The sequence below is a fragment of the Lentzea sp. NPDC037011 genome (assembly GCF_055607425.1).
The window spans coordinates 1-22137 of the sequence record NZ_JBVJRT010000009.1; the positions used below are offsets into that span (position 1 = coordinate 1).

Annotated in this window: 19 protein-coding genes; 6 read left to right on the forward strand and 13 right to left on the reverse strand. The window is 71.0% G+C overall.

Annotated elements, in window-relative coordinates:
* Nucleotides 1–326: 326 nt before the first annotated feature.
* Both ACZ7CH_RS26790 and ACZ7CH_RS26795 read right to left on the reverse strand, forming a co-directional pair.
* Nucleotides 327–1103, reverse strand: a complete 777-nt coding sequence (locus ACZ7CH_RS26790; protein WP_458432933.1) for a hypothetical protein — start codon at nucleotides 1101–1103, stop codon at nucleotides 327–329.
* Nucleotides 1100–1633: a hypothetical protein gene (locus ACZ7CH_RS26795; RefSeq protein ID WP_360400579.1), complete on the reverse strand. Its 534-nt coding sequence runs from the start codon at nucleotides 1631–1633 to the stop codon at nucleotides 1100–1102. The genes ACZ7CH_RS26790 and ACZ7CH_RS26795 overlap by 4 nt, the downstream gene beginning before the upstream one ends.
* A gap of 127 nt (nucleotides 1634–1760) precedes the next feature.
* On the opposite strand from ACZ7CH_RS26795, the gene ACZ7CH_RS26800 reads away from it, so the two are divergent.
* From ACZ7CH_RS26800 to ACZ7CH_RS26810, 3 genes are read left to right on the forward strand one after another with little or no spacing between them, the layout of a single operon-like run.
* Entirely contained in the window at nucleotides 1761–2276 is a 516-nt protein-coding gene (locus ACZ7CH_RS26800; protein ID WP_470375196.1) for a hypothetical protein, read from the forward strand.
* A gap of 25 nt (nucleotides 2277–2301) precedes the next feature.
* Nucleotides 2302–3549 (forward strand): ATP-grasp domain-containing protein, encoded by a 1248-nt coding sequence (locus ACZ7CH_RS26805; RefSeq protein ID WP_470375197.1) that lies wholly within the window; start codon nucleotides 2302–2304, stop codon nucleotides 3547–3549.
* Nucleotides 3542–4942 (forward strand): pyridoxal phosphate-dependent decarboxylase family protein, encoded by a 1401-nt coding sequence (locus tag ACZ7CH_RS26810; protein WP_470375198.1) that lies wholly within the window; start codon nucleotides 3542–3544, stop codon nucleotides 4940–4942. The genes ACZ7CH_RS26805 and ACZ7CH_RS26810 overlap by 8 nt, the downstream gene beginning before the upstream one ends.
* Here the strand turns inward: ACZ7CH_RS26810 and ACZ7CH_RS26815 are convergent.
* From ACZ7CH_RS26815 to ACZ7CH_RS26830, 4 genes are all read right to left on the reverse strand, one after another.
* Nucleotides 4908–5600, reverse strand: coding sequence for a response regulator transcription factor (locus tag ACZ7CH_RS26815; RefSeq protein WP_360400585.1), 693 nt, complete (start codon nucleotides 5598–5600; stop codon nucleotides 4908–4910). The genes ACZ7CH_RS26810 and ACZ7CH_RS26815 overlap by 35 nt on opposite strands.
* 222 nt (nucleotides 5601–5822) lie before the next feature.
* Entirely contained in the window at nucleotides 5823–6638 is an 816-nt protein-coding gene (locus ACZ7CH_RS26820; protein WP_360400563.1) for a VOC family protein, read from the reverse strand.
* A gap of 57 nt (nucleotides 6639–6695) precedes the next feature.
* A complete protein-coding gene (locus ACZ7CH_RS26825) occupies nucleotides 6696–6992 on the reverse strand; it encodes a DUF3040 domain-containing protein (RefSeq protein WP_360400560.1) in 297 nt (98 codons plus the stop codon).
* Nucleotides 6993–7141: 149 nt separating this feature from the next.
* Complete coding sequence (locus ACZ7CH_RS26830; protein ID WP_470375199.1) at nucleotides 7142–8086, reverse strand: ketopantoate reductase family protein; 945 nt, start codon at nucleotides 8084–8086, stop codon at nucleotides 7142–7144.
* Between the two features lie 88 nt (nucleotides 8087–8174).
* Between ACZ7CH_RS26830 and ACZ7CH_RS26835 the strand changes: the two genes are divergently transcribed.
* Nucleotides 8175–8741 carry a TetR/AcrR family transcriptional regulator gene (locus ACZ7CH_RS26835; protein WP_470372398.1) on the forward strand — a complete coding sequence of 189 codons (567 nt, stop codon included), beginning with the start codon at nucleotides 8175–8177 and terminating at the stop codon, nucleotides 8739–8741.
* Nucleotides 8742–8792: 51 nt separating this feature from the next.
* Here ACZ7CH_RS26835 and ACZ7CH_RS26840 read toward each other — a convergent pair whose 3' ends face one another.
* The 6 genes from ACZ7CH_RS26840 to ACZ7CH_RS26865 form a co-directional block, all read right to left on the reverse strand.
* Nucleotides 8793–10034: an RNA polymerase sigma factor gene (locus ACZ7CH_RS26840; RefSeq protein WP_458432923.1), complete on the reverse strand. Its 1242-nt coding sequence runs from the start codon at nucleotides 10032–10034 to the stop codon at nucleotides 8793–8795.
* Nucleotides 10031–10426, reverse strand: a complete 396-nt coding sequence (locus ACZ7CH_RS26845) for a YciI family protein (RefSeq protein ID WP_360400548.1) — start codon at nucleotides 10424–10426, stop codon at nucleotides 10031–10033. Before ACZ7CH_RS26845 ends, ACZ7CH_RS26840 begins: the two co-directional genes overlap by 4 nt.
* A 149-nt stretch (nucleotides 10427–10575) precedes the next feature.
* On the reverse strand, nucleotides 10576–11136 hold the full coding sequence (locus ACZ7CH_RS26850) for an EF-hand domain-containing protein (protein ID WP_360400545.1): 561 nt from the start codon (nucleotides 11134–11136) through the stop codon (nucleotides 10576–10578).
* Between the two features lie 115 nt (nucleotides 11137–11251).
* Nucleotides 11252–12448 carry an RICIN domain-containing protein gene (locus ACZ7CH_RS26855; RefSeq protein WP_470375200.1) on the reverse strand — a complete coding sequence of 399 codons (1197 nt, stop codon included), beginning with the start codon at nucleotides 12446–12448 and terminating at the stop codon, nucleotides 11252–11254.
* Nucleotide 12449: 1 nt separating this feature from the next.
* Complete coding sequence (locus ACZ7CH_RS26860) at nucleotides 12450–13970, reverse strand: RICIN domain-containing protein (RefSeq protein WP_470375201.1); 1521 nt, start codon at nucleotides 13968–13970, stop codon at nucleotides 12450–12452.
* A gap of 219 nt (nucleotides 13971–14189) precedes the next feature.
* A complete protein-coding gene (locus ACZ7CH_RS26865) occupies nucleotides 14190–15725 on the reverse strand; it encodes an RICIN domain-containing protein (protein ID WP_470372402.1) in 1536 nt (511 codons plus the stop codon).
* Between the two features lie 478 nt (nucleotides 15726–16203).
* Between ACZ7CH_RS26865 and ACZ7CH_RS26870 the strand changes: the two genes are divergently transcribed.
* The gene (locus ACZ7CH_RS26870) at nucleotides 16204–17442 is read left to right on the forward strand and encodes a glycosyltransferase family 2 protein (RefSeq protein WP_360400533.1); all 1239 of its coding nucleotides are present in this window, start codon (nucleotides 16204–16206) and stop codon (nucleotides 17440–17442) included.
* Here ACZ7CH_RS26870 and ACZ7CH_RS26875 read toward each other — a convergent pair.
* A complete protein-coding gene (locus ACZ7CH_RS26875) occupies nucleotides 17404–18492 on the reverse strand; it encodes a P-loop NTPase family protein (protein ID WP_470375202.1) in 1089 nt (362 codons plus the stop codon). The genes ACZ7CH_RS26870 and ACZ7CH_RS26875 overlap by 39 nt on opposite strands.
* A 1283-nt stretch (nucleotides 18493–19775) precedes the next feature.
* Between ACZ7CH_RS26875 and ACZ7CH_RS26880 the strand changes: the two genes are divergently transcribed.
* Nucleotides 19776–22025: a collagenase gene (locus ACZ7CH_RS26880; protein ID WP_470375203.1), complete on the forward strand. Its 2250-nt coding sequence runs from the start codon at nucleotides 19776–19778 to the stop codon at nucleotides 22023–22025.
* The last annotated feature ends 112 nt before the right edge of the window (nucleotides 22026–22137 follow it).

Consider the following 22137-nt stretch of genomic DNA (forward strand, 5'->3'; position numbering starts at 1 on the left):
CGTGGAACCGCTCATCGGCAGCGTTGGCCGCCGCCCCTGCGACGCGCGCGGCCGCGTTGGCCGGCTTCGTCGGCGTGGTGATGGCACTCATGACTCACGCTCCCAGAACGCCGAACCCGCAGCAGCCACGACGACGCTGCGGGCGTTGGACCTCTCGTTCCTCGACCCACCGTAAGCGGGCACCCCGCCGAACGCTCAACGGTGGGTCCGCAGCACGCGGTCGCCGCTGAGAACAGCCGCTCATCGCAGACCCCGGCTCTCAGCTTCGGCCGCACGCTCCACCTGGTGTTCGGAGCGGGGCCCGGGAGCGGTTCGTGTCTGCCCGGTCACCCGGCGACCGGGGTCCACTTCCACCAGGGGTAGTGGTACTCGCCCTGCTCGACCTGGAACCGCCGGCCGCAGTCGAGGCACTCGCAGACGCGGTCGGGCACCCACTGCCGGTCATTGGGAACCGTCCGCACGACCCGGACGTGCCGGCGCCCGCTCTCCTTCGCCGGGTCGTAGAACTGGTGCGCGGGGTACGCCGCGCACAGGCACGTCCCGGCGGCGAAGAGCCGGACCCGGTCGAGCGCGTGCTCCAGGTTGGAGTGGTTGGACACGAGCAGGCCGCCGAGCTCGACGTCCGCGGTCGCCTCCTCGACGGCGCGCAGCGCGGGGACCAGCGGGGCCAGGACCTCGGGGTCACGGGTCCCGAAGACCGCCCACACCGAGGACAGGACGCGTTCGCCGTCACCGGAGAGGAAGTCCGCGACGACCGGCGACACGTCACTTCCGGCGGGTGGCTCTGCCAGCCACCGCGCCGGCAGCACCACCACGGCGGCGGGGGTGCCGACCAGGGCGACGGCGTCGTCCCCGGACCGCCACCACACCACCTCGGAGTCGATGAAGCGGCTCGCACCGGCGCGGTGGCGCGTGCCCCAGCTCCGGTCGGCCAGGTCGAGGAAGGACGACGGCACGGCCGCAAGGGGCAGCACGTGCCGGTGGACGTCCGTGTGCCCGGCGAGCCCGTCGACCTCCCAGTCGAGCCGCCCGTCGTCCGGCCACGGCAGCCCGGTCATCTGCTCGACCGCGGCCACCAGCTGCCCGGCGGTGACACCGGTCATCCAGCCGCGCCTTCGGCGAGCAGCGCGCGGTACCGGGCGCCGTGGTGCTCGTCAGGGGTCGGCGACACGGCCGGCTCCGGCAGGTCGTCGGGGTCGTCGGCGCTGATCGGGACGCCCTCCGCCCGGCACCGCGCGACCACACCGGCGTAGCCGTCGTCGGCCCACTGGCCGTACTCGTCGCTGAGGGCCTCGCTGAGGCTGCTGCCGCGGAGGAGCTCGAACTGGCCCTCGTTGTCGAGGACGACGACGGGCGCCGCGGTGAGCGGGAGGTGGCCCGGTCCGCGCCAGTAACCGAACGCCCTGCCCTCGTCTTCGTCCTCGGCGACCCAGGTGACCAGCGCGGCCGTCTCCTCGATCGCCCTGGTGTTGGCGGCGACGTCGGGGTTCGCGAGGTCCGCGGCGGTCAGGTAACCGGTGTCCAGCGCCGCGGGCCGCTCGTCGTCCGCGAGCAGCCGCAGGCCCTCCGACCAGGGGTTGGGCTGACCCGCGTCCTGCCGGCGGCGCCACACGACGAGGTCTTCGGGAACCATCTGCGCACCTCTCGTAGGGGGACCGCAGTGTCGCACGGTGTACCCGATCCGGTGATCACCCGGATCGACTCGTGATCAATACGATCCGCTCACCCCCCGGTGCTTCGAGATCAGGATGCGTGACCGAATGAGCCACCTCGCCAAGTCCTGCCGCGCCCTCGGCGTCGTCGTCGCGGCGCTCGTGCCCGCCGTTCCCGGTGCGGCCGCGGTCGCGGACACGCCCGTCGTGGCGTGCACGACGACGTCGACCTGGACGTACTCGCCCGGTGTCGTGCTGGTGCCGCGACCGCTGCGCACGTCGGTGCGGGACGAGTACACCTCGTGCACCGGTGTGGTCACGGGCGGCACCAGCGAGTTCACCGTGGACCGCACCGCCGGGTGCCTGGAACCGCTCGCCGCCGTGCAGGAGAGCCGCGTGATCAGGTGGGCGGACGGGCGGACCAGCACGTTCACCTACACCGTGACCGTCACGTCCGCCCCCGGCGCCGACGTGGTCACCAAGACCGGCACGATCACCGGCGGCGTGTTCGCCGGGCGGTCCGCCCAGGCCGTGCAGGTGGCCCCCGCGATCGACCTCGCGCGGTGCCTCACCGAGCAGGGCATCACCCGGCAGTCGTCGGCCGGCACCTTCACCGTCCTCTGAGCACGCCGTGCCGACCATCAGTGGCGTGCCCCTCGACGAGGGCGTGCGGCTGTTACGCGCGCACGCGCCGCACCTGACGTGGCACGACCGGTCGCCGTTCCTCGGTGCGGTGGCCACGCCCGTGATCCCGTGGCTGCGCATCGCCCACCGGGACCACCGGCGCGAGGCGGACCTCCCGCCGCCCGCGCGACCGGCTGAACCGCACGGGCTCGCGGTGAGCTTCGCACCCGAGGACGGGATCGGCGCGCACGCCTGGGCGGCTGCGGCGGGCCTGCGGCTGCTGGCCGCCGACCCGGCCGCCGTGGCCACCGCGGCCGACAAGATCACCTCGCTGGAGCTGTTCGCGGCGGCCGGTGCGGACACACCGCGCACATGGATCGTCGAGGGCGAGATCCCCGACGCCGCAACGGGTCCGCTCGTCGTGCAGCGCCGGGCGAACAACCTCACCGGCAAGGGCACGCGCCTGGTCACCACACCGCGGCAGCGCGCCGACGTGCTGCGCGAGTGGGCCGGTGAGGCGCTGCGGGTGTCGGCCCACGTCGACGGAGTCCCGGTGACGGTGAGCGGATGCGTGACGCGGCACGGCACGGTGGTGTCCGCGTTGTCCCACCAGCTGGTGGGCATCCCCGAGCTGACGCCGTACTGGGGCGCGCACTGCGGCAACCAGCTGATCGCCGACGACGACCTCCCACCCGGTGCCGCGGCGCGGTGCCGCGAGGTGGGCGCACTGGTGGGCGACCAGCTCGGCGGGCTGGGGTTCCTCGGCGCGTTCGGGCTCGACCTGCTCGTCACACCCGCTGCGGCCGTGCTGGCCATCGAGATCAACCCGAGGTTCCAGACGGTCGTGTCGCTGGTGCAGGCCCAGGAACGCGCCGCAGGACTGCTGCCCACCCTCGGCACGCACGTGCTCGCCGCGGTGGCGCCGTCACTGCCCGTCGAGGAGGTGCAGGTGCCGCACCTGGAGCTCAGCCAGCTCGTCGTCACCGCCGACCGCAGCGGTGTGCTGCGGGAGGGGGTCGAGGCGGGGGTGCACCGGCTCGACGGCGGCGTGCCGCACCACCAGGGCGACGGCGACCTCGTCGGCCTGCGGCCCGGCGAGGCGCTGCTGTGGCCGCACGCCCGTCCCGGTGACCGGGTCCGGCCGGGGGAGGAGCTCGTCCTGCTGCAGTGGCGCGGACCGGCCGCCGCCGTGCGGCCGGCTCCGGAGCTCACGGCCGAGGCGCGGGACTGGGTCAGGGCCGTGCGCCGCGCGGTGGTGGTCGACGATGGCTGACGAGGCGGGCTGGCTCGACCTGCCACCGGAGCGCATGCGCGAGCTCGGGCACCGGGTGGTCGACCTCGTCGTCGACCACCTGACCGGCCTGCGCGCCCAGCCGGTCAGAACACCGGCGGCACCGCACGAGCTGCGGCACGTGCTGGACGACCCCGTGCCGGAGCACCCGTCCGACCCCGGCCTGCTCGTCGAGTTCCTCGCCCACGAGGTCCTGCCGCGTTCGCTGCGGCTCGGGCACCCCGGCTGCCTGGCGTTCATCCCCAGCGCCGGCAACTTCCTCAGCGTGCTCGGCGACCTGCTCGCCTCCGGCTTCAACACCTCGCCCGGTGCGTGGCCGGTCGGCGCCGGACCCGCGGCCGTCGAGCTGGTGACCGCACGGTGGCTCGCGAGCCTGCTCGGACTGCCGGCGGGTGCGGGCGGCGTGTTCACCCCCGGTGGTGCGCTCGCCAACCTGACGGCGATCGCCGCCGCGCGCGACGACCGCCTCGGCACGAACGCGACGGGCGGCGTCCTCTACTGCTCAGACCAGACCCACCCCGCGGTGCTGCGCGCCTGCCACGTCCTCGGGCTGCGGCGGGACCAGGTGCGGCTGCTGCCGGCGCTGCGCGCGGAGCCCGTGCGGCACGCGGTCCACGCCGACCGCGCCGCCGGACTGCGCCCGTTCCTGGTGCTGGCGACGGCGGGCACGACCGCGACCGGCGCGATCGACCCGCTGCCCGAGCTCGCCGCGCTGTGCCGGGCGGAAGACCTGTGGCTGCACGTGGACGGCGCCCACGGTGCCGCCGCGGCACTGACCGACCGCGGCCGCGCCGCCCTGCGCGGCCTGGACGAGGCCGACTCGGTCGTGGTCGACCCGCACAAGTGGCTGTTCCAGCCCTACGAGATCGGCTGCGTGCTGGTGCGCGACCCCGAGGTGCTGCGCAGGGCGTTCACCGTCGACCGCTACCGCGCCGGTGCCGACTACCTCAGCGTCTCCCGGCCCGCAGCCGCCGAGACGAACCTGTCCGACCACGGCGTGCAGTTCACCACCGCCGCCCGCGCGCTGAAGCTGTGGTTGTCCCTCAAGGGTTTCGGCGTGGCCGCCTTCCGCGCCGCCGTCGACCACGGCCTCGACCAGGCCGAGCACGTCGCCCGCCGCGTCACCGCCAGCAGGGACCTCGAACTGGTGGCGGGCCCGAGCCTGGGGATCGTCTGCCTGCGCCACCGCGGCGGTTCCGACGAGCTCCAGGCGGCGATCTGCGCCGCCGTCAACGAGTCCGGCAGCGCGTTCGTCACGACGACCACTGTGGACGGCCGGCTCGCGGTGCGGCTGTGCACGATCAACCCGCGCACCACCCGGGCCGACCTCGACGCCGTGCTCACCGCGATCGAGGCCGCCGGACGGAGGTCCTGAGCGACGGTTGCAGCGGCAGGATGCCCACGTGGTAGGCCAGTGCGACCGCGTGGGCGCGGTCGTGGGCGCCGAGCCGCCGCCGGATCTCCCGGACGTGGGTGCGCACCGTGGTCACGGCGATGTCCAGGACGTGGGCGATGTCCTCGTCCACCTTCCCCTCGGCGACCAGTGCGAGGGTCTGGCACTGCCGTGAGGTGAGCACGTCGTGCCCGCTGCCGGACGGGTGCGGGCCCGGCGCGTTGAGGGCCAGCAGCAGCCCGGGGTCGATGTAGTGGCCGGCCGGCGCCGGCTGGAGGATCGCGCGGACCATCCTCGACGCGTCGGTCTCCCTGCTGAGCAGGCAGTGCGCCCCGGCCGCCCTGGCGATGCGCACGGAGGCGGGGGTGTGGTCGCGTTCGCGGAGCAGGACCGCCACCCGCAGCCTCGGGTTGGTCGTGACGAGCTCCTCGGTCAGCCGCCCCTGCGGGTCGATCGCGCTGTCCAGCAGGACCACGTGCGGGAGCGTGGTGCGCACGCTGTCGCGGATGACGTCGGGGTGGTCCGTGCCGCCGGCCCACTCCAGGCCGATCGTGCGCTGCACGACCGTGCGCAGGCCTTCGCGGAACACCGGGGTCGCATCGGCGGCCAGGACCCGGCAGATGGCGGCGGTGGTGTGCATCGACGTCACGTGAGCTCGCCGAGCGCACGCGTCGGTAGGCCGTTCAGTGTGGTTCCGCCTAGGCCGTGAGGGTGAATCAAGAAGTAGGGGACCACACGACTGTAGTGGTGACCGAGTCGCGTTCTCGCTGCGTTGACCTGTGCGTTCAGTCGTTCAGGTGAAGAAGTGACACGTCCGGGTCGGTGATCTGCCCGGTCGACACCTGCGGCCCGTGCTCGGACGTCAGTCGTCGTAGGGGTCGTCGGCCGGTGAGTGGTCGTCCCAGTCCGAGGCCAGCTCCGGGTCGATGATCGCGAAGCGGGTGCCGAGCGGGTCGGCCAGCACCGCGACCTGACCCAGCGGCGAGGGGTAGGGCTGGAACCGCAGCCGCGCCCCGGCCGTGCGGGCCCGGTGCAGCGTCTCGGCGAAGTCCAGACCGGGCGGCACGGCGAAGTGCGCGATCCACCGCGGCGGCACGGTCGCCGGGGTGTCCGGCGCCATCCGCACCCGGCCGATCACCGTGTCCCCGCCGGTGGAGTACACGACGTGGTCGACGGCCGTGCCGTCCCCGACCTGCCGCTGCCGGAAGTCGAAGAGCGCGCCGTAGAACGGATCGGCCTGGCGGGGCGCGCGCGTGACGAACTCCAGCCACACGAGCGCTCCCGGCACCCCTGCGGTGAACCCCCAGCCGTCGGCGACGGGCTGGGCGAGCCCCACCGTCGCCCCGCTCGGGTCGTCGGCCAGGACCTTGGCCACGAGACCGGGCAGGACGTGCTGCCGGGTCTCCAGCGCCGTGCCACCGAGCCGCCGCACCCGTTCGCCCGCGGCGGCCAGGTCCGCGACGGCCAGGTAGGGCGTCCAGTCCAGCGTCGCGCGCTCCAGCGGCCGGACGCCGCCCACCGGTTCGCCGTCCAGGAGGGCGATCGCGTAGTCCTCGCCCGCGCCGTCCTTGATCCAGTGGTACCGCCAGCCGAACACGGACCCGTAGAAGGCCGTGCTGCGCTCGGTGTCGGTCGTGGCCAGCTCCACCCAGCACGGGTGTCCCGGTCGGATGATCATGGAAGTTGTCGGCTCCTGTGGGGCGTCAGCGGCTACCGGACTGCGGTGCGGGCGGGGTCACCGCTTCCCGCGCGTGCCCTGCCAGGCGCGGACGACGACCAGCACGGGGAAGACGGCGAGAACGGCGACGCCGAGCACGATGAGCACGACCGACCCGAGCGTGACACCACCCACCAGCACCGCCAGGCCCACGACGTCGGCCAGCACGAGCAGGACGGCGAACATCGCCTTGCGGGACAGCCGCTGGTGCGGCGGGGGCTTGCGGGTCAGCCTGGCGGCGAACCGCGGGTCCTCCTCGGCGAGCTGCCTCTCGATCTCCTTGAGCTGGAGCCTCTCCTTCTCGGGGAGTTCCACCGGGACACCTCCTGTTCTCGCAGGTGCTGTGCGCGCTCGGCGGCCGGGTCCGTGCCGACCGCTCGCGGTGGAACTTGTTCCGGCAACCACCCTCCTGTGTACACGAGTCGGCTCGTGCGCTGGTCAGGGCGGGCACGGCCCGTGCGGGCTCACGAAGTTCCGAGCAGGGCCGCCTCCAGCCGGGGCACCGCGACACCCCACCGCCGGGCCTCCGCCACGGCGTCGCGGACGATCTCCCGCGGCTCGGCGGCGCTCGCGTCCCAATGGGTCCGGAAGCTGGCACGGGCCGGCGGGAAGTGGGCGACCAGCCACGCGAGGACGCTTCCCGTCAGCCAGGCGGGCGCGCGGAGCCCCAGCACGGCGGCCCGGTGCCGGCGCAGGTCGATCCCGCGCGCCTCCAGCACCGGCAGCAGCTCGCGACCGGTGCGCAGCGCCTCGCGGAAGGCACCCGGCACGCCGACCAGGTCGGCGAGCGCACCCCTGCGCAGCGCCTGCGCGTGCAGACCGGCGTCCACCGCGAAGTGCAACCACAGCCAGCCGCGGAGGTCCTGCCGTTCCCGCGGGCGGAACCCGGCCGCGCGGAACACCTGGCGCACAACCAGTTCACGCTCGGTGGGCGGCGCACCGACCGTGCCGAAGACGACCGGCGGCAGGAGCACCCCGCGCAGCACGCCGTCCGCGCCGAACGCGCCGCCGAAGCCGGGAAAGCCCCACGCGAGCCGGTCGAGGGGAAGCGGCTCGACCGCCTCCTCCGGTTCCTCCCAGACGTTGCCGAGCACCAGCACGGTCGCGCCGCCGACACGTGGCGCCAGGAACTCGGCGGCCTCCGCCAGCCGGTGGTGGGGCACGCTCAGCACGACGAGGTCGTAGTCGTGATCGGCCGCCAGCTCCTCCCGCAGGCGCACCGGCCACCGCTGCTCGACCCGCCGCCCCCACGGCCGCCGCCGCGCGTCGACGAGCTCCAGCCGCACCGCGTCCCCGTACTGCGCCGCGCGCCCCGGCCGCACGTAGAACTCCACGTCGTGGCCCGCCTGCTCCAGCGCCCAGCCGCAGCCGGTGCTGATCGCGCCACGACCGAACATGAGGATCTTCACTGCACACCCCGTGGAGTACGATAAAACGGAGACGATCTCCACTTCGACGATATGGAGATGGTCTCCACTTGTCAACGAGAGGCACCGCGTGAACACCGCCAAGCCGCTGCGCGCCGACGCCCGGCGCAACCGGGACGCCCTGGTCGCCAAGGCCAGGGAGCTCTTCGCCGACGGCAGCTTCTTCGACCTGCGCTTCGACGACTTCGCCCGCCTCGCCGGCGTCGGCACCGGCACGCTGTACCGCCACTTCCCGACCAGGGAGGCACTGGCCGAGGCCGTCTACCGCGGCGAGGTCGCCGCGCTCTGCGACCGCGTCCGCGACCTGCGGGCCCAGCTCCCCGCGGCGGACGCGCTGGCGGCGTTCCTGCGCGGCATGGTCGAGTACGTGGACGCCCACCGGGGCCTGGCCCGCACGCTGGCCACGCTCATGGCCACCCGTTCCGGCGCACTGGCGGAAGGTGGCCTCGCGCTGGAACAGGCCGTCGTCGAGCTGGTGCGGGCCGGGGTGGCGGAGGGCACCGTGCGGGACGACGTCGAGCCCAGTGCCGTCATGATGGCGTTGCACGGCATCACCGCGGCGCACGACCGTCCTCAATGGCGTGCCGAGGCCGACAGCGTGGTCACCGTCGTGCTCGCCGGCCTGAAGCCCCGGTAGTGCTGTGCCGGGTGGCTGCCGTGTGTCATTTTCCCTTGTGGACGTCCGGCTTCACTTCGCGTCGAGACGGCCGATCCGCGCGTTGAGGTAGCGCTGCTCGGGTTGGCTCGCCGTGAGACGGGCCGCCTGGCGGTAGCTGTCGAGCGCACCGGGCAGGTCGCCGGTCATCTCCACCAAGTGCGCGCGTACGGCGTGAGTGCGGTGGTGCCGCCTCGTCACGGGATCGTCGAGCAACGGACCGAGGAGGGCCAAGCCGTCCTCGGGGCCGAACGCCATCCCGACCGCGACCGCCTGGTTGAGCGTCACGGCCGGACTGGGTGCCACCTGCGCCAGCATGGCGTAGAGCAGGGTGATCTGCCGCCAGTCGGTGTCCTCCCAGCTCTCGGCCTCCGCGTGGACGGCGGCGATCGCGGCCTGCAGCTGGAACCTGCCGACGTGCCCGCGCGGCAGCACCCGTTCCAGGATTCGCACGCCTTCGGCGATCCGCCGGCGGTCCCACCGGGACCGGTCCTGCTCCGCGAGCGGCACGAGGTTCCCGTTCTCGGTCCGGGCAGCCGCGCGGGCGTGCGTCAGGAGCATCAACGCCAGTGCGCCGGCGACCTCGTCGTGGTCGGGTACGACCGCGTGCAGTTGCCGGGTGAGGCGGATGGCTTCCTCGGCCAGCGGCGAGTCGACCAGTGCGTCACCGGTGGATCGCGTGTGCCCTTCGGTGAACATCAGGTGGCAGACGTCGAGCACGGCGGCGACGCGCGCGGGCAGGTCGGCTGGGGCCGGGAGCCGGAACACCGCACCTGCCGCCCGCAGCGTGGAGCGCGCCCTGGTGAGGCGTTGCGTCATCGTGCGCTCGGGAACCAGGTACGCGGCGGCAATCTGCGCCGTGCTCAGCCCGCCGACGGCGTGCAACGTCAACGCGACCTGCGAGGACCGGCTCAGGCCCGGGTGACAGCACAGCAGCAACAACCGCAGGGTGTCGTCGGCTTCGTCGTGCGGTGACCGGTCGGCGGCGGGGGAGAGGCGGGCGTCGGCGGGAAGTGCGGCGCTGAGGGCGTTCTCCCGCGCTGTCCGCGCGTCGTCGGTGCGCATCCGGTCGATCAGCCGCCGGGACGCGACCCTGATGAGCCAGCCGCGGGGGTTGCCGGGCACGCCGTCCCGGTCCCACTGCCGCGCCGCCGCCTCGGCTGCCTCCTGCGCCGCGTCCTCGCAGTCGCCCAGGTCGCCGTACCGGTGCAGCAGGGCGGCGAGGACGTGCGCGGACTCCTGCCGCCACACGTCCTCGACCACCTGTGCGGTCACTGGTCGGAACCCCCTGGCCCCATCGCGGGACGCAGCTCGACGGTCTCACCAGGACCGCTGAACCGCGCCGCGATCTCCTCCGCGCGCTCCTGGCTCTCCACGTCGACGAGGAAGAACCCGGCCAGGTGCTCCTTGGCCTCCGAGTACGGGCCGTCGGTGACCAGGGGCTTGCCGTCGCTCCAGCGGTAGAGCCGTGACGACTCGGGCGCTCCCAGCGCCTCACCGCCCAGCAGCTCGCCCCTCTCCTGCAGGTCCGCGAGCATGGCCGCGAAGTCGGCGTTCATCCGTTCCCGCTGCTCGTCCGGCATGACCCGGTACTCGGGCAGGTGGTCGGAGGTCGGGTGCCCCCACGGCTGCGGGTTGGAGTGGATCATGATCACGTACTTCACCATCGGCCCCTTGGTCTTCGTCGTGGACGCAGCCGGTCGGCCCCATCCTCGCCTGGGACGTCGGAGCCGTGCGCGCTGTGTCGACATCCCGTCGGAGAAAATCTTCCGGGATGACGGAGGACCTGCCCGTCGACCTCACTCGTCGCGAATCCTCAGCCCAGGGCGCGGCCCGCCCACCAGTTCCCGGGCGAGTCGGGGTCCGTGCTGGTCCAGTAGTCCACGCACGCCCGGACGAACTCCTCCGCCGTCAGCACCCCGTCGCTGTCGAGGTCGAGGTGGTGGAACGCCTGCGCCGACTCCTCGTCGGTCAGGTCCGGGAAGTGCCCGTGCTGGAACTTCCGGAACTCTTCCGGGCTGACGTTGCCGTCCGCGTCGGTGTCGGCGATCGCCAGGAACGCCTTGGCAAGCGCTCCCACGGTCGCGGAGGCGGCCTGCGGGTCATCGGCGAGACTGCCGGTGGAGGCGAGGAACTGCTCGCGGCTGATGGCCTGGCCGCCGCCGGGGATGTGGGGTGCGTGCAGCTCGCGCCAAATGCCCAGGTAGGCGTCCACGATGCGCTGCTCCTCCGCCGAGCCGGACGCGTGGCCCAGGGACTCGGCGGTGCGGCGGCCCATCAGGACGTGGTCCTGCTCGGTCAACAGACCGTCGCCGTCCACGTCCAGCTGGGCGAAGCCGTGGTCGATCTTGGCTTTGAGCAGGTCGGTGAGAGGCACTGCATCCTCCGGACTGGTGTGGTGGGTACTTGAGCTCGCTCAGAACATCGGAAAGTCGGGCACAGCCGGATAGCCCCGATCGGGTCGGGTCGGGTCACTGCCCGTGCCGGCGCGGTCACACGGTGCCGCGCCAGTGCTCGGGTATGGGTTCGGGGTGGATCGGCTCGCCGCAGACCCTGTCCCGGTAGAACCAGCGGTGGAACTCGTCGGGCTCGACGATGCGGTTCTGGTAGCCGCGGTGGTTGTCGATGTCGTCCTGCGCGGTCCTGTGGGTGGTGCGCAGCTGGTGACGGCGGAGGCAGAGCTGGTAGTCCATGCGGTGCAGGTGGATCAGGTACAGGTTCGGGTCGGGGTTGGTGGCCTGGTCGGTGCGTTCGTGGAAGCCGCCCAGCCAGGTCATCGGTATCCGCGCCAGCAGGGGCTTGGAGTACAGGGGGTTGGAGAACCAGGTCGAGCGCTGCTCCAGCACACCGCGTCCGGCGTCGAAGGGTGCTTCGCTGTCGTGCTGGTGCAGGACCTCCCAGCCGGTGCAGTTGACGAAGTCCTGGTCGAACTGGTCGATGTAGCGGCTCAGGTCGCCGTAGCGCGGGTCGGGGGTGACGATCTCGTCGACGTCGGTGCTGAGCACGACGTCGTAGCGGTCGACGAGGTCGTGCTGGTGTTGCTGGACGATGTCGCGGTGCCAGTCGCTGCTGAACTCGTCGTGGTGGATCGGGATGCGCGTGAACCGGTCGTCGGGCGGCAGGCCGGGTGCGGGCTGGTGTTCCAGGACGTGGATGTCCTGCGGTGCGAAGAACCGGGAGTAGTAGTCGAGCCAGATCGGGAAGAAGTCCGGTTCGTCGCGGACCAGGGTGACCACGGCCCGGCTGTTGCGGCGGTGTGCGACTGGGCGCAGGCACCAGCGCTGCTGTGGTCCGTGCCAGAAGTCGAACTGGGCCAGCCGGGGCTCGTGACCGGAGTCGGCGTCCCACAGGTCCAGGTACTTGCCGCTGGCCAGGTTCGCCAGGGCGTGGCAGCCCGAGCGCAGCGGCACCAGCCGCCACAACTGGTGCTGACCGTTCTCCCGTCGTTCCTCCAGCACCACCTCGGCGCCGTTGTGCCCGGCGGCGCCGGCCACGGACAGCACCAGCCCGCTCGCGGTGTTCTCCACCACGACGGTGTGACGGCTTTCCGCCGTGCGGCGCAGCCTCCACCGCTGCGCCGGTGCGGTGTTGTCGGGCCAGGTCTGCCGGATCCGCGGGCCATCGGCCGTCAGGGCCTTGCCGCTGGCGCCGTTGACCAGCGCGAGGTGGGCGTCGTCCTGCGGAGTCATCTCAGATGCGCTCCAGGACCCAGTGCTGGTTGTGGTGCTCGTGGTAGGTGGGGTAGTCGCCCCAGTAGCTCTGCTGGGTCACCCGTGCGTCGGGGTCCAGGCTCTGGTTGCGGACGTCGAGGACCTTGCCGGAGTGCAGGTTCTGGATGCGGAACACCGACCCGCCCTGGGACGCCCCGGCGGGGATGAACAGCCACTGCTTGTGCGCGCCGCTGGGATCGGACCGGGTGAGCACCTCGGCGCCGTTGTCCATCGACATGCCGACCACCTCCAGGTAGCGGTCACGGGCCGGGTCGCAGTTCTTCATGTGGTAACCGCCGCCGGGGACGGGCACCAGCTGCCATCCCACGGCCGGGATGCCGCTGTCGACGTTCTGGTCGACGTTGGCGCCGTCACCGGTCCAGTTCGGATCGTCCAGCTGCAGGTACAGGCCGCTCAGGGTGCAGCGGATCTTGTAGCTGCCGGTCAGGTCCGGCACGGTGATCTTCACCTGGGTGGAGCCGGTCCGCACGCCGTCCACGACCACGTCGACCGCGCCCTGCACCGTGATCGCCCGGGTCACCGGGGCGGCGGCAGTTGCCGTGGCCCTGGGGAACTCCAGCGCGAAGTCCAGGGTCTGCGGCTGTGTGCCGGGGAAGGGGCCGTAGCCGGCGGGCGAGACGTGCACGAACGGCGCGATCGTGGTGTCGGGAACGAAGCTGACGCTGCCGATGGTGGTGATGCCCGTGGTGCCCAGGGTGATGATCGTGTCGACGATCGTGGCGGGGGTGATGCCGTCGGTGTAGGTGCCGCCGGTGGCGGCGGCGACCCGGCTGCCCTGCCCGGCGGTGCCGCCGATGCCGCAGTTGCCCTGGTAAGGGGCGCCGTTGGACAGCGGCACCGGGTCGACGTCGAGCCCTGGTCCGCTCGACCCGGAGGGGGTGCTGATCACCAGCACGGCGATGCCCTCGGCCTGCAGCTTGGAGATCACCGAGTGCTCGGTGATGGTGTGGGTCAGACCGGACACGGCCTGGCAGATCGGGTCGTGCCCCGGGGCGTCGCCGACCCAGAGGATGATCCGCTTGGCGTCGGCACGCCAGCCGATCGTGCCGCCGGGAGGCTGGGCGAGGTGGTCCAGGGCGAAGAACTGACCTTCGGCGACGGTGGTGCCGCCGGCCACGGTCCAGGCGTGGATGGCGCCGGCGGCGGCCGGGGAGCTGGAGGTCAGCGAGACCTGGTGGTGGAAGCGCTGGGTGACGGGGTAGTCCAGGTCCCGGTAGTTGCCCACACCGAACTGCACGTCCGCGCCGACCTGGCCGGCCGCGGTGACCAGCCTGGTGAGGATTTCCTCCACCCTGGCGCGGACCGCGTCGATGATGCCGGTCATGCTGCCGGTGCTGTCGGCGAGGAAGTACACGTCGATCTTGGGGATCGCGCCGGTGGCGGGCAGCTGCACCTGGACCTGTTCGTGATGGCTGTCCGACGAGTTCGGGTTGATCGAGAGCTCGATGTCGGACGGGGTCGGCGGTGTGGTGATGGGCATGCTGGGGCTGCTCCTTCTTCCGCTGTCGGGTCGTCAGGTGGTCGCAGATCCGTGATCGGCGGCGCGGTCTCGGTTGAGGGGGACCGTGAGTTCGGTCGGCCAACCCGGATGTCGGCGTGTCGACCGTCGGCGGTCCTTCTCCGGAGGGCGGCCGGAGCCGGTGGGCATCACGGTCCGCGGCCGCACCGGTCCGGCGCGTGGTGCGCGGGAGGCGCTGTGTCAGAGGCGTTCCAGCCGCCAGTGCTGGTTGTGGTTCTCGTGGTAGGCGGGGTAGTCGCCCCAGTAGAAGTACTGGAACACCGGCGCGTCCTGCTGCGTGCTGCCGCCCTGGATGTCGAGGACCTTGCCGGTGTGCAGGTTCTGGATGCGGAACACCAGGCCGCCCGCACCGGAGGAACCCGCCGGTATGAGCAGCCATTCCTTGTGCGGGCCGCTGGGGTCGGACCGAGTGAGGACCTCGGCGCCGTCGTCGAAGGACATGCCGACCACTTCCAGGTAGCGGTCGCGGGCCGGGTCGCAGTTCTTGATCCGGTAACCGCCGCCGGAGACCGGCATCAGCTCCCAGTGCTGAGCGGCCAGGCCGGTGTAGGTGTTCTGGTCGACGTTGGCACCGTCACCGGTCCAGCCGGGGTCGTCGAGTTGGAGGTACAGGCCGCTGAGCGTGCTCTGGATCTTGTACTGCCCGGCCAGGTCGGGCACGGTGATCTTCACCCGGGTCGAGCCGGTCCGCACCCCGTCCACGACCACGTCGACATCGCCTTCCACCGCGACCTCCTGGGTCACCGGCGTACCGGAGACGGGTGTCACGGCGGGGAACTCCAATTCGAAGTCCAGCGTGCCGGGATGGGCACCGGTGAAGGGACCGTGACCGCCGGCGGGGTGGACGCGCACGAAAGGCGCGATCGCCGTGCCCGGCACGAGGCTGACGTTGCCCAGCGTGGAGATGCCCGCGGTGCCGAGGTTGATGATCGTCTGCACCACGGTGTCAGGGGTGATCCCCTCGGTGTACGTGCCGCCGGTCGCGGCGGCGATGCGGGAGCCCTGGCCCGCCAGACCGCCGAAAGCGCCGCAGAAGCTCTCGTACACGCCTCCACCAGAGGACAGGGGAACCGGATCCGCGTTCAACCCCGAACCCGGCCCGCTGGGGCCGGTGCTGATCGCGAGCACGAAGATGCCCTGCGCCTGGAGCTTGGCGGTGACCGACGCCTCGGTGATGTCGTAGGTCAGGCCGGACAACCCCTGGCAGATCGGGTCGTGCCCTGGCATGTCGCCGATCCAGACGACGATCCGCTTGGTGCCGGCACGCCAACCGATCGACCCGCCGGGGGGCTGCGCGAGCTGGTCCAGCGCGTAGAACTGGCCCTCCGCGTGGCTCCAACCACCACCGGCGGCGCTCCAGGCCCGGATGCCGTTGGCCGCAGCCGCGGTGCTCGTGCCCAGGGGGACCTGACTGCGGAAGCGATCGGGTTGCGGGTCCTCCATGTCCTTGTAGTTCCCGACACCGAAGTTCACGTCCGCGCCGACCGCGTTCGCGGCGGTGATCAGCCTGTTCAGGATGTCCTCCACCCGCGCGCTGACCGCGCCGATGATGCCGCCCATGCTGCCGGTGCTGTCGGTCAGGAAGTACACGTCGATCTTCGGGACCACCCCGGAGCCGGGCAGCTGCACCAGCACCTGCTCACGGTGGCTGTCCGGTGAGTCGGGGTTGGTCGACAGTTCGACGTCGGACGGGGAAACCGGTGTGGTGACGGGCATGGCGTAGTGCCTCCTCGACCAGGCCTTGAGACCGCTTCGTGACTGCGGACCTCTGACCGAGGATTACAACGTCGATCTCACAAAGGAATAGGCAAACCGGCCGGTCAACCCGAAGGTGTGCGTTTCCGTCATCTGCAACACCCTGCCGCGGGAATCACCTGTGCAGGGCATCGACAACGCTCCGGACGCTCCCGGGAACACGCCGGTGGTCTGATCTCCCTCGGCCGGGCAGGTGATTCGGTGTCGCATTCGGTGAGCCTGAGCTGCGGCGTCCCGCTTCGCGGTCACGGTTGGTGACGGCGCTTTCCGATCGCGGTCCTACCTGATCGAGGTATCGCTACCCAGCGGCTGAACCAGCAATGCTGTGTAGTAGGACGCGACGTGGGGAGGGTTATGTCCTTGCTGGCCAGCACCGGCATCGGTGCGGTCCTGTTGACGGTGTCGGCATTGGTTCGAATCGGATTGGGGACACCCTCGAATGAGGGCGGAAGACGCACACCTGAAGCTGACCGAAGGCGAACGGAAGACGGTCACGGGCCATTTCGGGGAAAGGGCGTGGTCGCACTTCCCGAGCAGCGTGTCGTTGGTGATCCCGGCACACAACGAGGAGGCGTCAATCGCGGGGACAATCAAATCCTGCCGCGCACAGAGCCATCCGATTGACCAGATCATCGTGGTCGCGGACAACTGTTCCGACCGCACCGCCGACATCGCCCGCGGTCTGGGCGTGGTCGTCATAGAAGGCAAAGGCGGGTCGAAGGCGGCGGCGCAGAACATGGCCCTGCCCAGGATCACCAGCGACGCCGTCGTCGCGCTCGACGCCGACGCCACCCTGTCCCCTCGCGCGGTGGAGCAGATGATGGCCACCCTGCGCCGCGGCTACGCCGGAACCTGCCCCTCGGCCATGCCCCGCGACACCGACACCCCCTACAGCCGCTACCGCACGCTCTACCACGCCATCGCCAACGGCTGGATCCGGCCACTCCAAGACGTGTTCCACCGGCAGTTGGTCCTGAGCGGCATGGCCAACTGCCACCGCACCGACGTGCTGCGCGAGGTCGGCGGCTACCCCGACGACAACATCACCGAGGACTTCAACCTCACCTGGACCCTGCACCGCCTCGGTCACCGCGTCGCCTTCACCCCCGAAGCGTTCGTCTACACCGGCGAACCCACCTCACTGTCCGAGCTGCTCTCCCAGATGCACCGCTGGACCGCCGGGTTCGCCCAGACCATGGTCAAGCACCGTGCTCCCGTCATGGACGGCGGAGCGTTCATCATCGTCGCCTCCCAGGTCGTCGACTCCCTCGTCGGCGGCATGGCCATCTGCACCCTGCCCCTCTACGTGGCCCGCCACGGCGTGGTGCGCGGGCTGCGCAGCTGGTGGAGTCCACTGTGGATCGTGGTCACCGTCGCCTCGGTCGCGGTCGCGGTCCGGCAGCTCGGATGGCGCACCACGGTGAAGTGCCTGCCCAGCTGGATCGTCCTGCAAAACCTCACCGGACCGCTGAACGCCTGGTGGCTGTTCCGCGAGTGGGTCCTGGGCCGCAGCCTGACCACCTGGACCGGCCGCCACGGCCGACGACCCGCGCTGACCCCGGTCACCACACGTCGGAAGGCAGTGCTGATCGCGGCCGCCGTCGCCGGCGCGCTGCTCGGCGTGCGGTCCTGGCGGCGCTCAACCGACCCGGCGCCGCAACGGCGTCGGCAGCGATGAGACGACACCGTGCAGGGCGGAGGCCGGGAACCTGTGGCGGAAGCCGTCCAGCTCCCACTGGCACGCCTCGGCCGCACGCCGCAGCAACCTCGCCCGCCCCGCCTGTCCGTGAGCAGGGCGCGTGGCCCGGTCGGACCAGGTCCTGACCGCGGCCTCCGCCAGCATCGATGCCCCCGCCGCCGCGAATCCCGCGTACCGCCGCGCGCCACGTCCCTCCGGCACCTCGCCCACCACGCGGTGCAGCACCCGCCGCACCGCCTCCGCCGTCACCGCCTGCGCCAACCAGTTCACCCCGACCTCGGCCGCCGCCGAACCACCCCGCCCCGTGCGCCGGGCCCGTTCGGCGGCCACCTGCAGCACCGGCGCCAGCGCCGACCACAACGGCACCACCGCCTGCCGCCCTGGTTCCTCGCCGACGACGCTGACCGGGATCAGCCCAACCGAGCCGGGCGCGTTGCGCCACCCCGATGACCGCCGTGCCGCCGCCGCGAAACCGGGCACCCCGGCCAGCGCGTCACGAACCTGCTCCAACGTGGCACGCCCCTCCAGCAGGTCCCACTTGGTCACCACGAACCGCACGACCTTGCCCCGGCCGGCGGCCAGCTTCCACACCCCGGACATGGTGTGCTCGAAGAACGCGCGCTCACCGCCGAGCAGGGCCGCGACCCGCGCGCCGTCCAGGACGCACAGCACCGCATCAGCCCTGCGGACACGCGCGGCCAACGTCCGGCTCACCGGATGCCCGTCCACCGTGACGCACGAGCCGTCGTAGTCGACCAGTCCCACCTCGTACAACGGCTCCCCGTCGTCACACCACGCCTCGAAGCACAGGTCCACCCACACGTCGCGGTCGGTGGCCGCGGGCCACCCCGACCCGTCGGCCCGCACCAAGCCCCACGTCTGGTCCAGCCTCAAGGTGGTGGTCGGATCCGCGCTGAGCACGGGGACCGCGTCAGACGAGTGCGTGTCGAGCCCTTGCTTCATCGCGGCCAGCAGACATGTCTTGCCGGAGCCGGCCGGACCGATCGGAACGATGTCGATGAACGGCACGATCGGCACCGTAACGACTCCGGCCGGCTCCGGCAGCCCTCGGCGCCACCGCACCGCTCACCCTCCGCTTTCGCCTACACGCCAACCGGGTTCGATCGGTGGGCAAGACGGCGAAGACGACACCGAACAGGCATGCCGCTGCCGCCGGGTGGCGACTTCCGGCGCGTGGCCGATCACCCGAGAGGCGGAAGCCTTGCTTGAGCGGGCGATCCGCCCTGCGTGGGCGTCTCAAGCTGAATTCCCTCTGCGGAAAGTGCGGCAGCGAGGGAGCTTTCAGAAGGCGGTCAAGTCGGTCGGCCTCAGCCAGTCGATGTGTACGCTATCGGTAACACGCCCAGCCTTGCGCGTGGTTCTGCTCAAGTACCGCATACGCCTCTCCGCCGTACTGCAACCTGCAGGCGTGGTTGAGATCCATGTCCCGCACGGCGTAGGTCGCCCAGCCGAAGGGCGGGCCCACCCACATCGAGTCCACGCAGCGCCATCCCCTCGCGTGGTTCTCCACCAGGTAGGCGATGCTGGCGTCCCCCGGATTGACTGTTCTCTGACAGTAGGCGCCCAGGTCGATGCCGCCGAGGCGAGTGGCCGCCGACGCCGACGGAGCCATGCCGGCCAATCCTGACGTGACCACGACCGTGACGGCCGCTGCGCTCAACCACTTCCGTACACCCACGTCAGCCCCATCTCGTCGCCTTGTCGTCCCGCCTCTTAGCGGACCGGAAGCAAGTCTGCCCCTCGTCAGGCACGAACTGGACGAAACGCCGAATTTGTCCTGTAACTGTCCACAGCGTGTCCCCAGGCACCAACCGCTGCACCTGCTCCGGCTCCAACGGCTGCCAGGTCTGCCCTGGAAGCAGTCCTCATAGCACGGTCCTATCGGTGTTCGGCATGAACGTTGGCCATCGCGCTGTGTGACGCTGCGCACACGGAACGGTCCCTGCCATAGCCGTCACGGTCGTGCTCGAGCGACCGATGTTGAAGGACAAGCCATGACATCATTGAGAATTCGACGATGCGTGTGGACGACCCTGCTCGTCGTCATCGTCACGCTGGGTTGCAGCACCAGTGCCGGATCTGCCGGTGCGGCGCCGGCTTCCGGCACTGCGGAAAGCAGCAACCGAGCGCAAGCGCCTGCCCCTGTCGGCCGCCCGCTGGCGGCCGGTGATCGACATGTCGCGAAGACCCCGCTGCCGGTCGATGGACGGGCACCGAGGCCGGCGTTCGAGGCCGAGTCACGGCGCGACTACAACGCGCCGGAGGAAGTCCGCGCTCCTGAGCCGCCCTCGATGCGCGATCGCCGATCCGCGGCGGCCGTGTGCAGCGTCGCCGACTTCACCAGCCGAACCGGCGTGGCGCTGGTCGACAAGATCCGGAGCTCGACGACCGACTGCGTGAACTCCCTGTTCAACCTCACCGGGTCGGATGCCTACCACGCGTTCCGTGAAGCACAGATGGCCAGCGTTGCCCATGGGTTGCGCGACAACGGAACGACGTATCCCGGGAACAACTCCACGGGCACGGCGCAACTGGTCCTGTACTTGCGGGCCGGGTACTACGTGCACTGGTACAACCAGTCCACGGTCGGGACGTACGGCCCGGCCCTGCAGACGGCCATCCAGGCCGGTCTGGACGGTTTCTTCGGCAGTTCGCGGGCTTTCGAGGTCAGCGACGCCAACGGTGAGGTGTTGGCCGAGGCGATCACGCTGATCGACAGCGCCGAGCAGAACGCGCGCTACCTGAACGTCGTCAAACGGATGTTGACGGGCTACAACACCTCGTACGACGCCTCCTGGTGGATGCTGAACGCGGTCAACAACGTGTACACCGTCCTCTTCCGGGGGCATCAGGTTCCGGAGTTCGTGTCGGCGGTGCAGCGCGACACCAGCGTTCTGGACACGTTGTACAACTTCGCGTCGAGCCACCTGGGGCTGCTCTCCGGGCAGCAGGGCTACCTCACGTCCAACGCGGGCCGGGAGCTCGGGCGGTTCTCGCAGTACTCCTCGCTGCGCGTGACCGTGCAGCCCAAGGTCAAGGGCTTGCTCGGCATGTCGTCGATCACGGGTCCGACCGCGCCGCTGTGGGTCGGGGTGGCGGAGATGACCGATGCCTACGACAAGCCGAACTGCGCTTACTACGACACCTGCGATCTGCAGGCCCGGTTGATGGCCGCGGTGTTGCCGATCACCCACCGGTGCAGTGCGTCGCTGAACATCCGGGCCCAGGAGATGACCAGCGCGCAACTGCGTGACACCTGTGTGAGTCTGGCGAACCAGGACGCCTACTTCCACAACGTGGTCAGGGACCCAGGTCCGGTGGCCAACGACTACAACACGACGCTTGAGGTCGTGGTGTACGACTCCAGCACGGACTACCAGACCTACGCGGGTGCGCAGTTCGGCATCGACACCAACAACGGTGGCATGTACCTGGAAGGCAATCCGGCCGCGTCGGGCAACCAGCCGCGGTTCATCGCCTACGAGGCGGAGTGGCTGCGCCCGCAGTTCGCGATCTGGAACCTCAACCACGAGTACACCCACTACCTCGACGGCCGGTTCAACATGTACGGCGACTTCGGCGCCGGAACGACCACGCCGACGATCTGGTGGATCGAAGGGTTCGCCGAGTACATCTCCTACCACTACCGCAACATCAACTACGACGCCGCGATCACCGAGGCCGGGCGGCGCACCTACGCGCTGAGCACGCTGTTCGACACGACCTACTCCCACGACACCACACGCGTGTACCGGTGGGGCTACCTCGCCGTGCGCTACATGCTCCAGTCCCACCCCGCCGACATGACCGCGGTGCTCAACCACTACCGCGCCGGCAACTGGAACGCCGCGCGCACCCTGCTCAAGAACACCATCGGCACCCGGTACGACACCGACTGGTACACCTGGCTGTCGGCCTGCGCGGCCGGCAACTGCGGCGGAGGCGGCGGCGGAAACCGGGCCCCCGTGGCGGAGTTCACCAGCACCGTCACCGGTCGCACGGTCACCCTCACCGACCGCTCCACCGACGCCGACGGCACCATCGCCTCCCACCGGTGGGACTTCGGCGACGGAACCACCTCCACCGCCACCAACCCGACCAAGACCTACACCGCCGACGGCACCTACACCATCGCCCTCACCGTCACCGACAACAGCGGTTCGACGGCGACGACCTCCAGGCAGGTCGCCACCGGCAACGGCGGCGGCACGGCCGAATGCACGGGCAGCGACCTGCGTGCGCTCGGCAAGAACTGCCAGCGTTCCAACAGGTCGGTCAGCAACGGCGACTACGACTACCTCTTCCTGTCCCTGCCCGCGGGCACGCCGCAGCTGCGGATCACGGCCTCGGGCGGAACCGGCAACTGCGACCTGTTCTTCAGCCCCAGCTCGTGGGCGACCACCGCGAACGCCACTCAGCGCTCGGCCGGTGGCGACAACACCGAAGCGATCACCGTGAGCAACCCGTCCTCCGGCTACGTCTACATCAGCCTGAAGGGCGAGACCGGCTGCTCGGGCGTCACCGTGGCAACCCAGTACTGACCGATCACCACCTGCCCGACATCTTCACCGGTTGAGGCTGCGGCTCGGCGGGGCCACGTTCCGTCGAGCCGCACCTCCACCACCTGGGAAGAACGGCGAAGTCGAGTGGTTC

Excerpts from the sequence above, each read along its gene's own strand:
- ACZ7CH_RS26855 (WP_470375200.1), bottom strand. The coding sequence starts at position 12,448 with ATGACTCCGCAGGACGACGCCCACCTCGCGCTGGTCAACGGCGCCAGC.
- ACZ7CH_RS26820 (WP_360400563.1), bottom strand. The coding sequence starts at position 6,638 with ATGATCATCCGACCGGGACACCCGTGCTGGGTGGAGCTGGCCACGACC.
- ACZ7CH_RS26845 (WP_360400548.1), bottom strand. The coding sequence starts at position 10,426 with ATGGTGAAGTACGTGATCATGATCCACTCCAACCCGCAGCCGTGGGGG.
- ACZ7CH_RS26870 (WP_360400533.1), top strand. The coding sequence starts at position 16,204 with ATGAGGGCGGAAGACGCACACCTGAAGCTGACCGAAGGCGAACGGAAG.
- ACZ7CH_RS26795 (WP_360400579.1), bottom strand. The coding sequence starts at position 1,633 with ATGGTTCCCGAAGACCTCGTCGTGTGGCGCCGCCGGCAGGACGCGGGT.
- ACZ7CH_RS26815 (WP_360400585.1), bottom strand. The coding sequence starts at position 5,600 with ATGCACACCACCGCCGCCATCTGCCGGGTCCTGGCCGCCGATGCGACC.
- ACZ7CH_RS26790 (WP_458432933.1), bottom strand. The coding sequence starts at position 1,103 with ATGACCGGTGTCACCGCCGGGCAGCTGGTGGCCGCGGTCGAGCAGATG.
- ACZ7CH_RS26810 (WP_470375198.1), top strand. The coding sequence starts at position 3,542 with ATGGCTGACGAGGCGGGCTGGCTCGACCTGCCACCGGAGCGCATGCGC.
- ACZ7CH_RS26860 (WP_470375201.1), bottom strand. The coding sequence starts at position 13,970 with ATGCCCATCACCACACCGCCGACCCCGTCCGACATCGAGCTCTCGATC.
- ACZ7CH_RS26865 (WP_470372402.1), bottom strand. The coding sequence starts at position 15,725 with ATGCCCGTCACCACACCGGTTTCCCCGTCCGACGTCGAACTGTCGACC.
- ACZ7CH_RS26880 (WP_470375203.1), top strand. The coding sequence starts at position 19,776 with ATGCGCGATCGCCGATCCGCGGCGGCCGTGTGCAGCGTCGCCGACTTC.
- ACZ7CH_RS26800 (WP_470375196.1), top strand. The coding sequence starts at position 1,761 with ATGAGCCACCTCGCCAAGTCCTGCCGCGCCCTCGGCGTCGTCGTCGCG.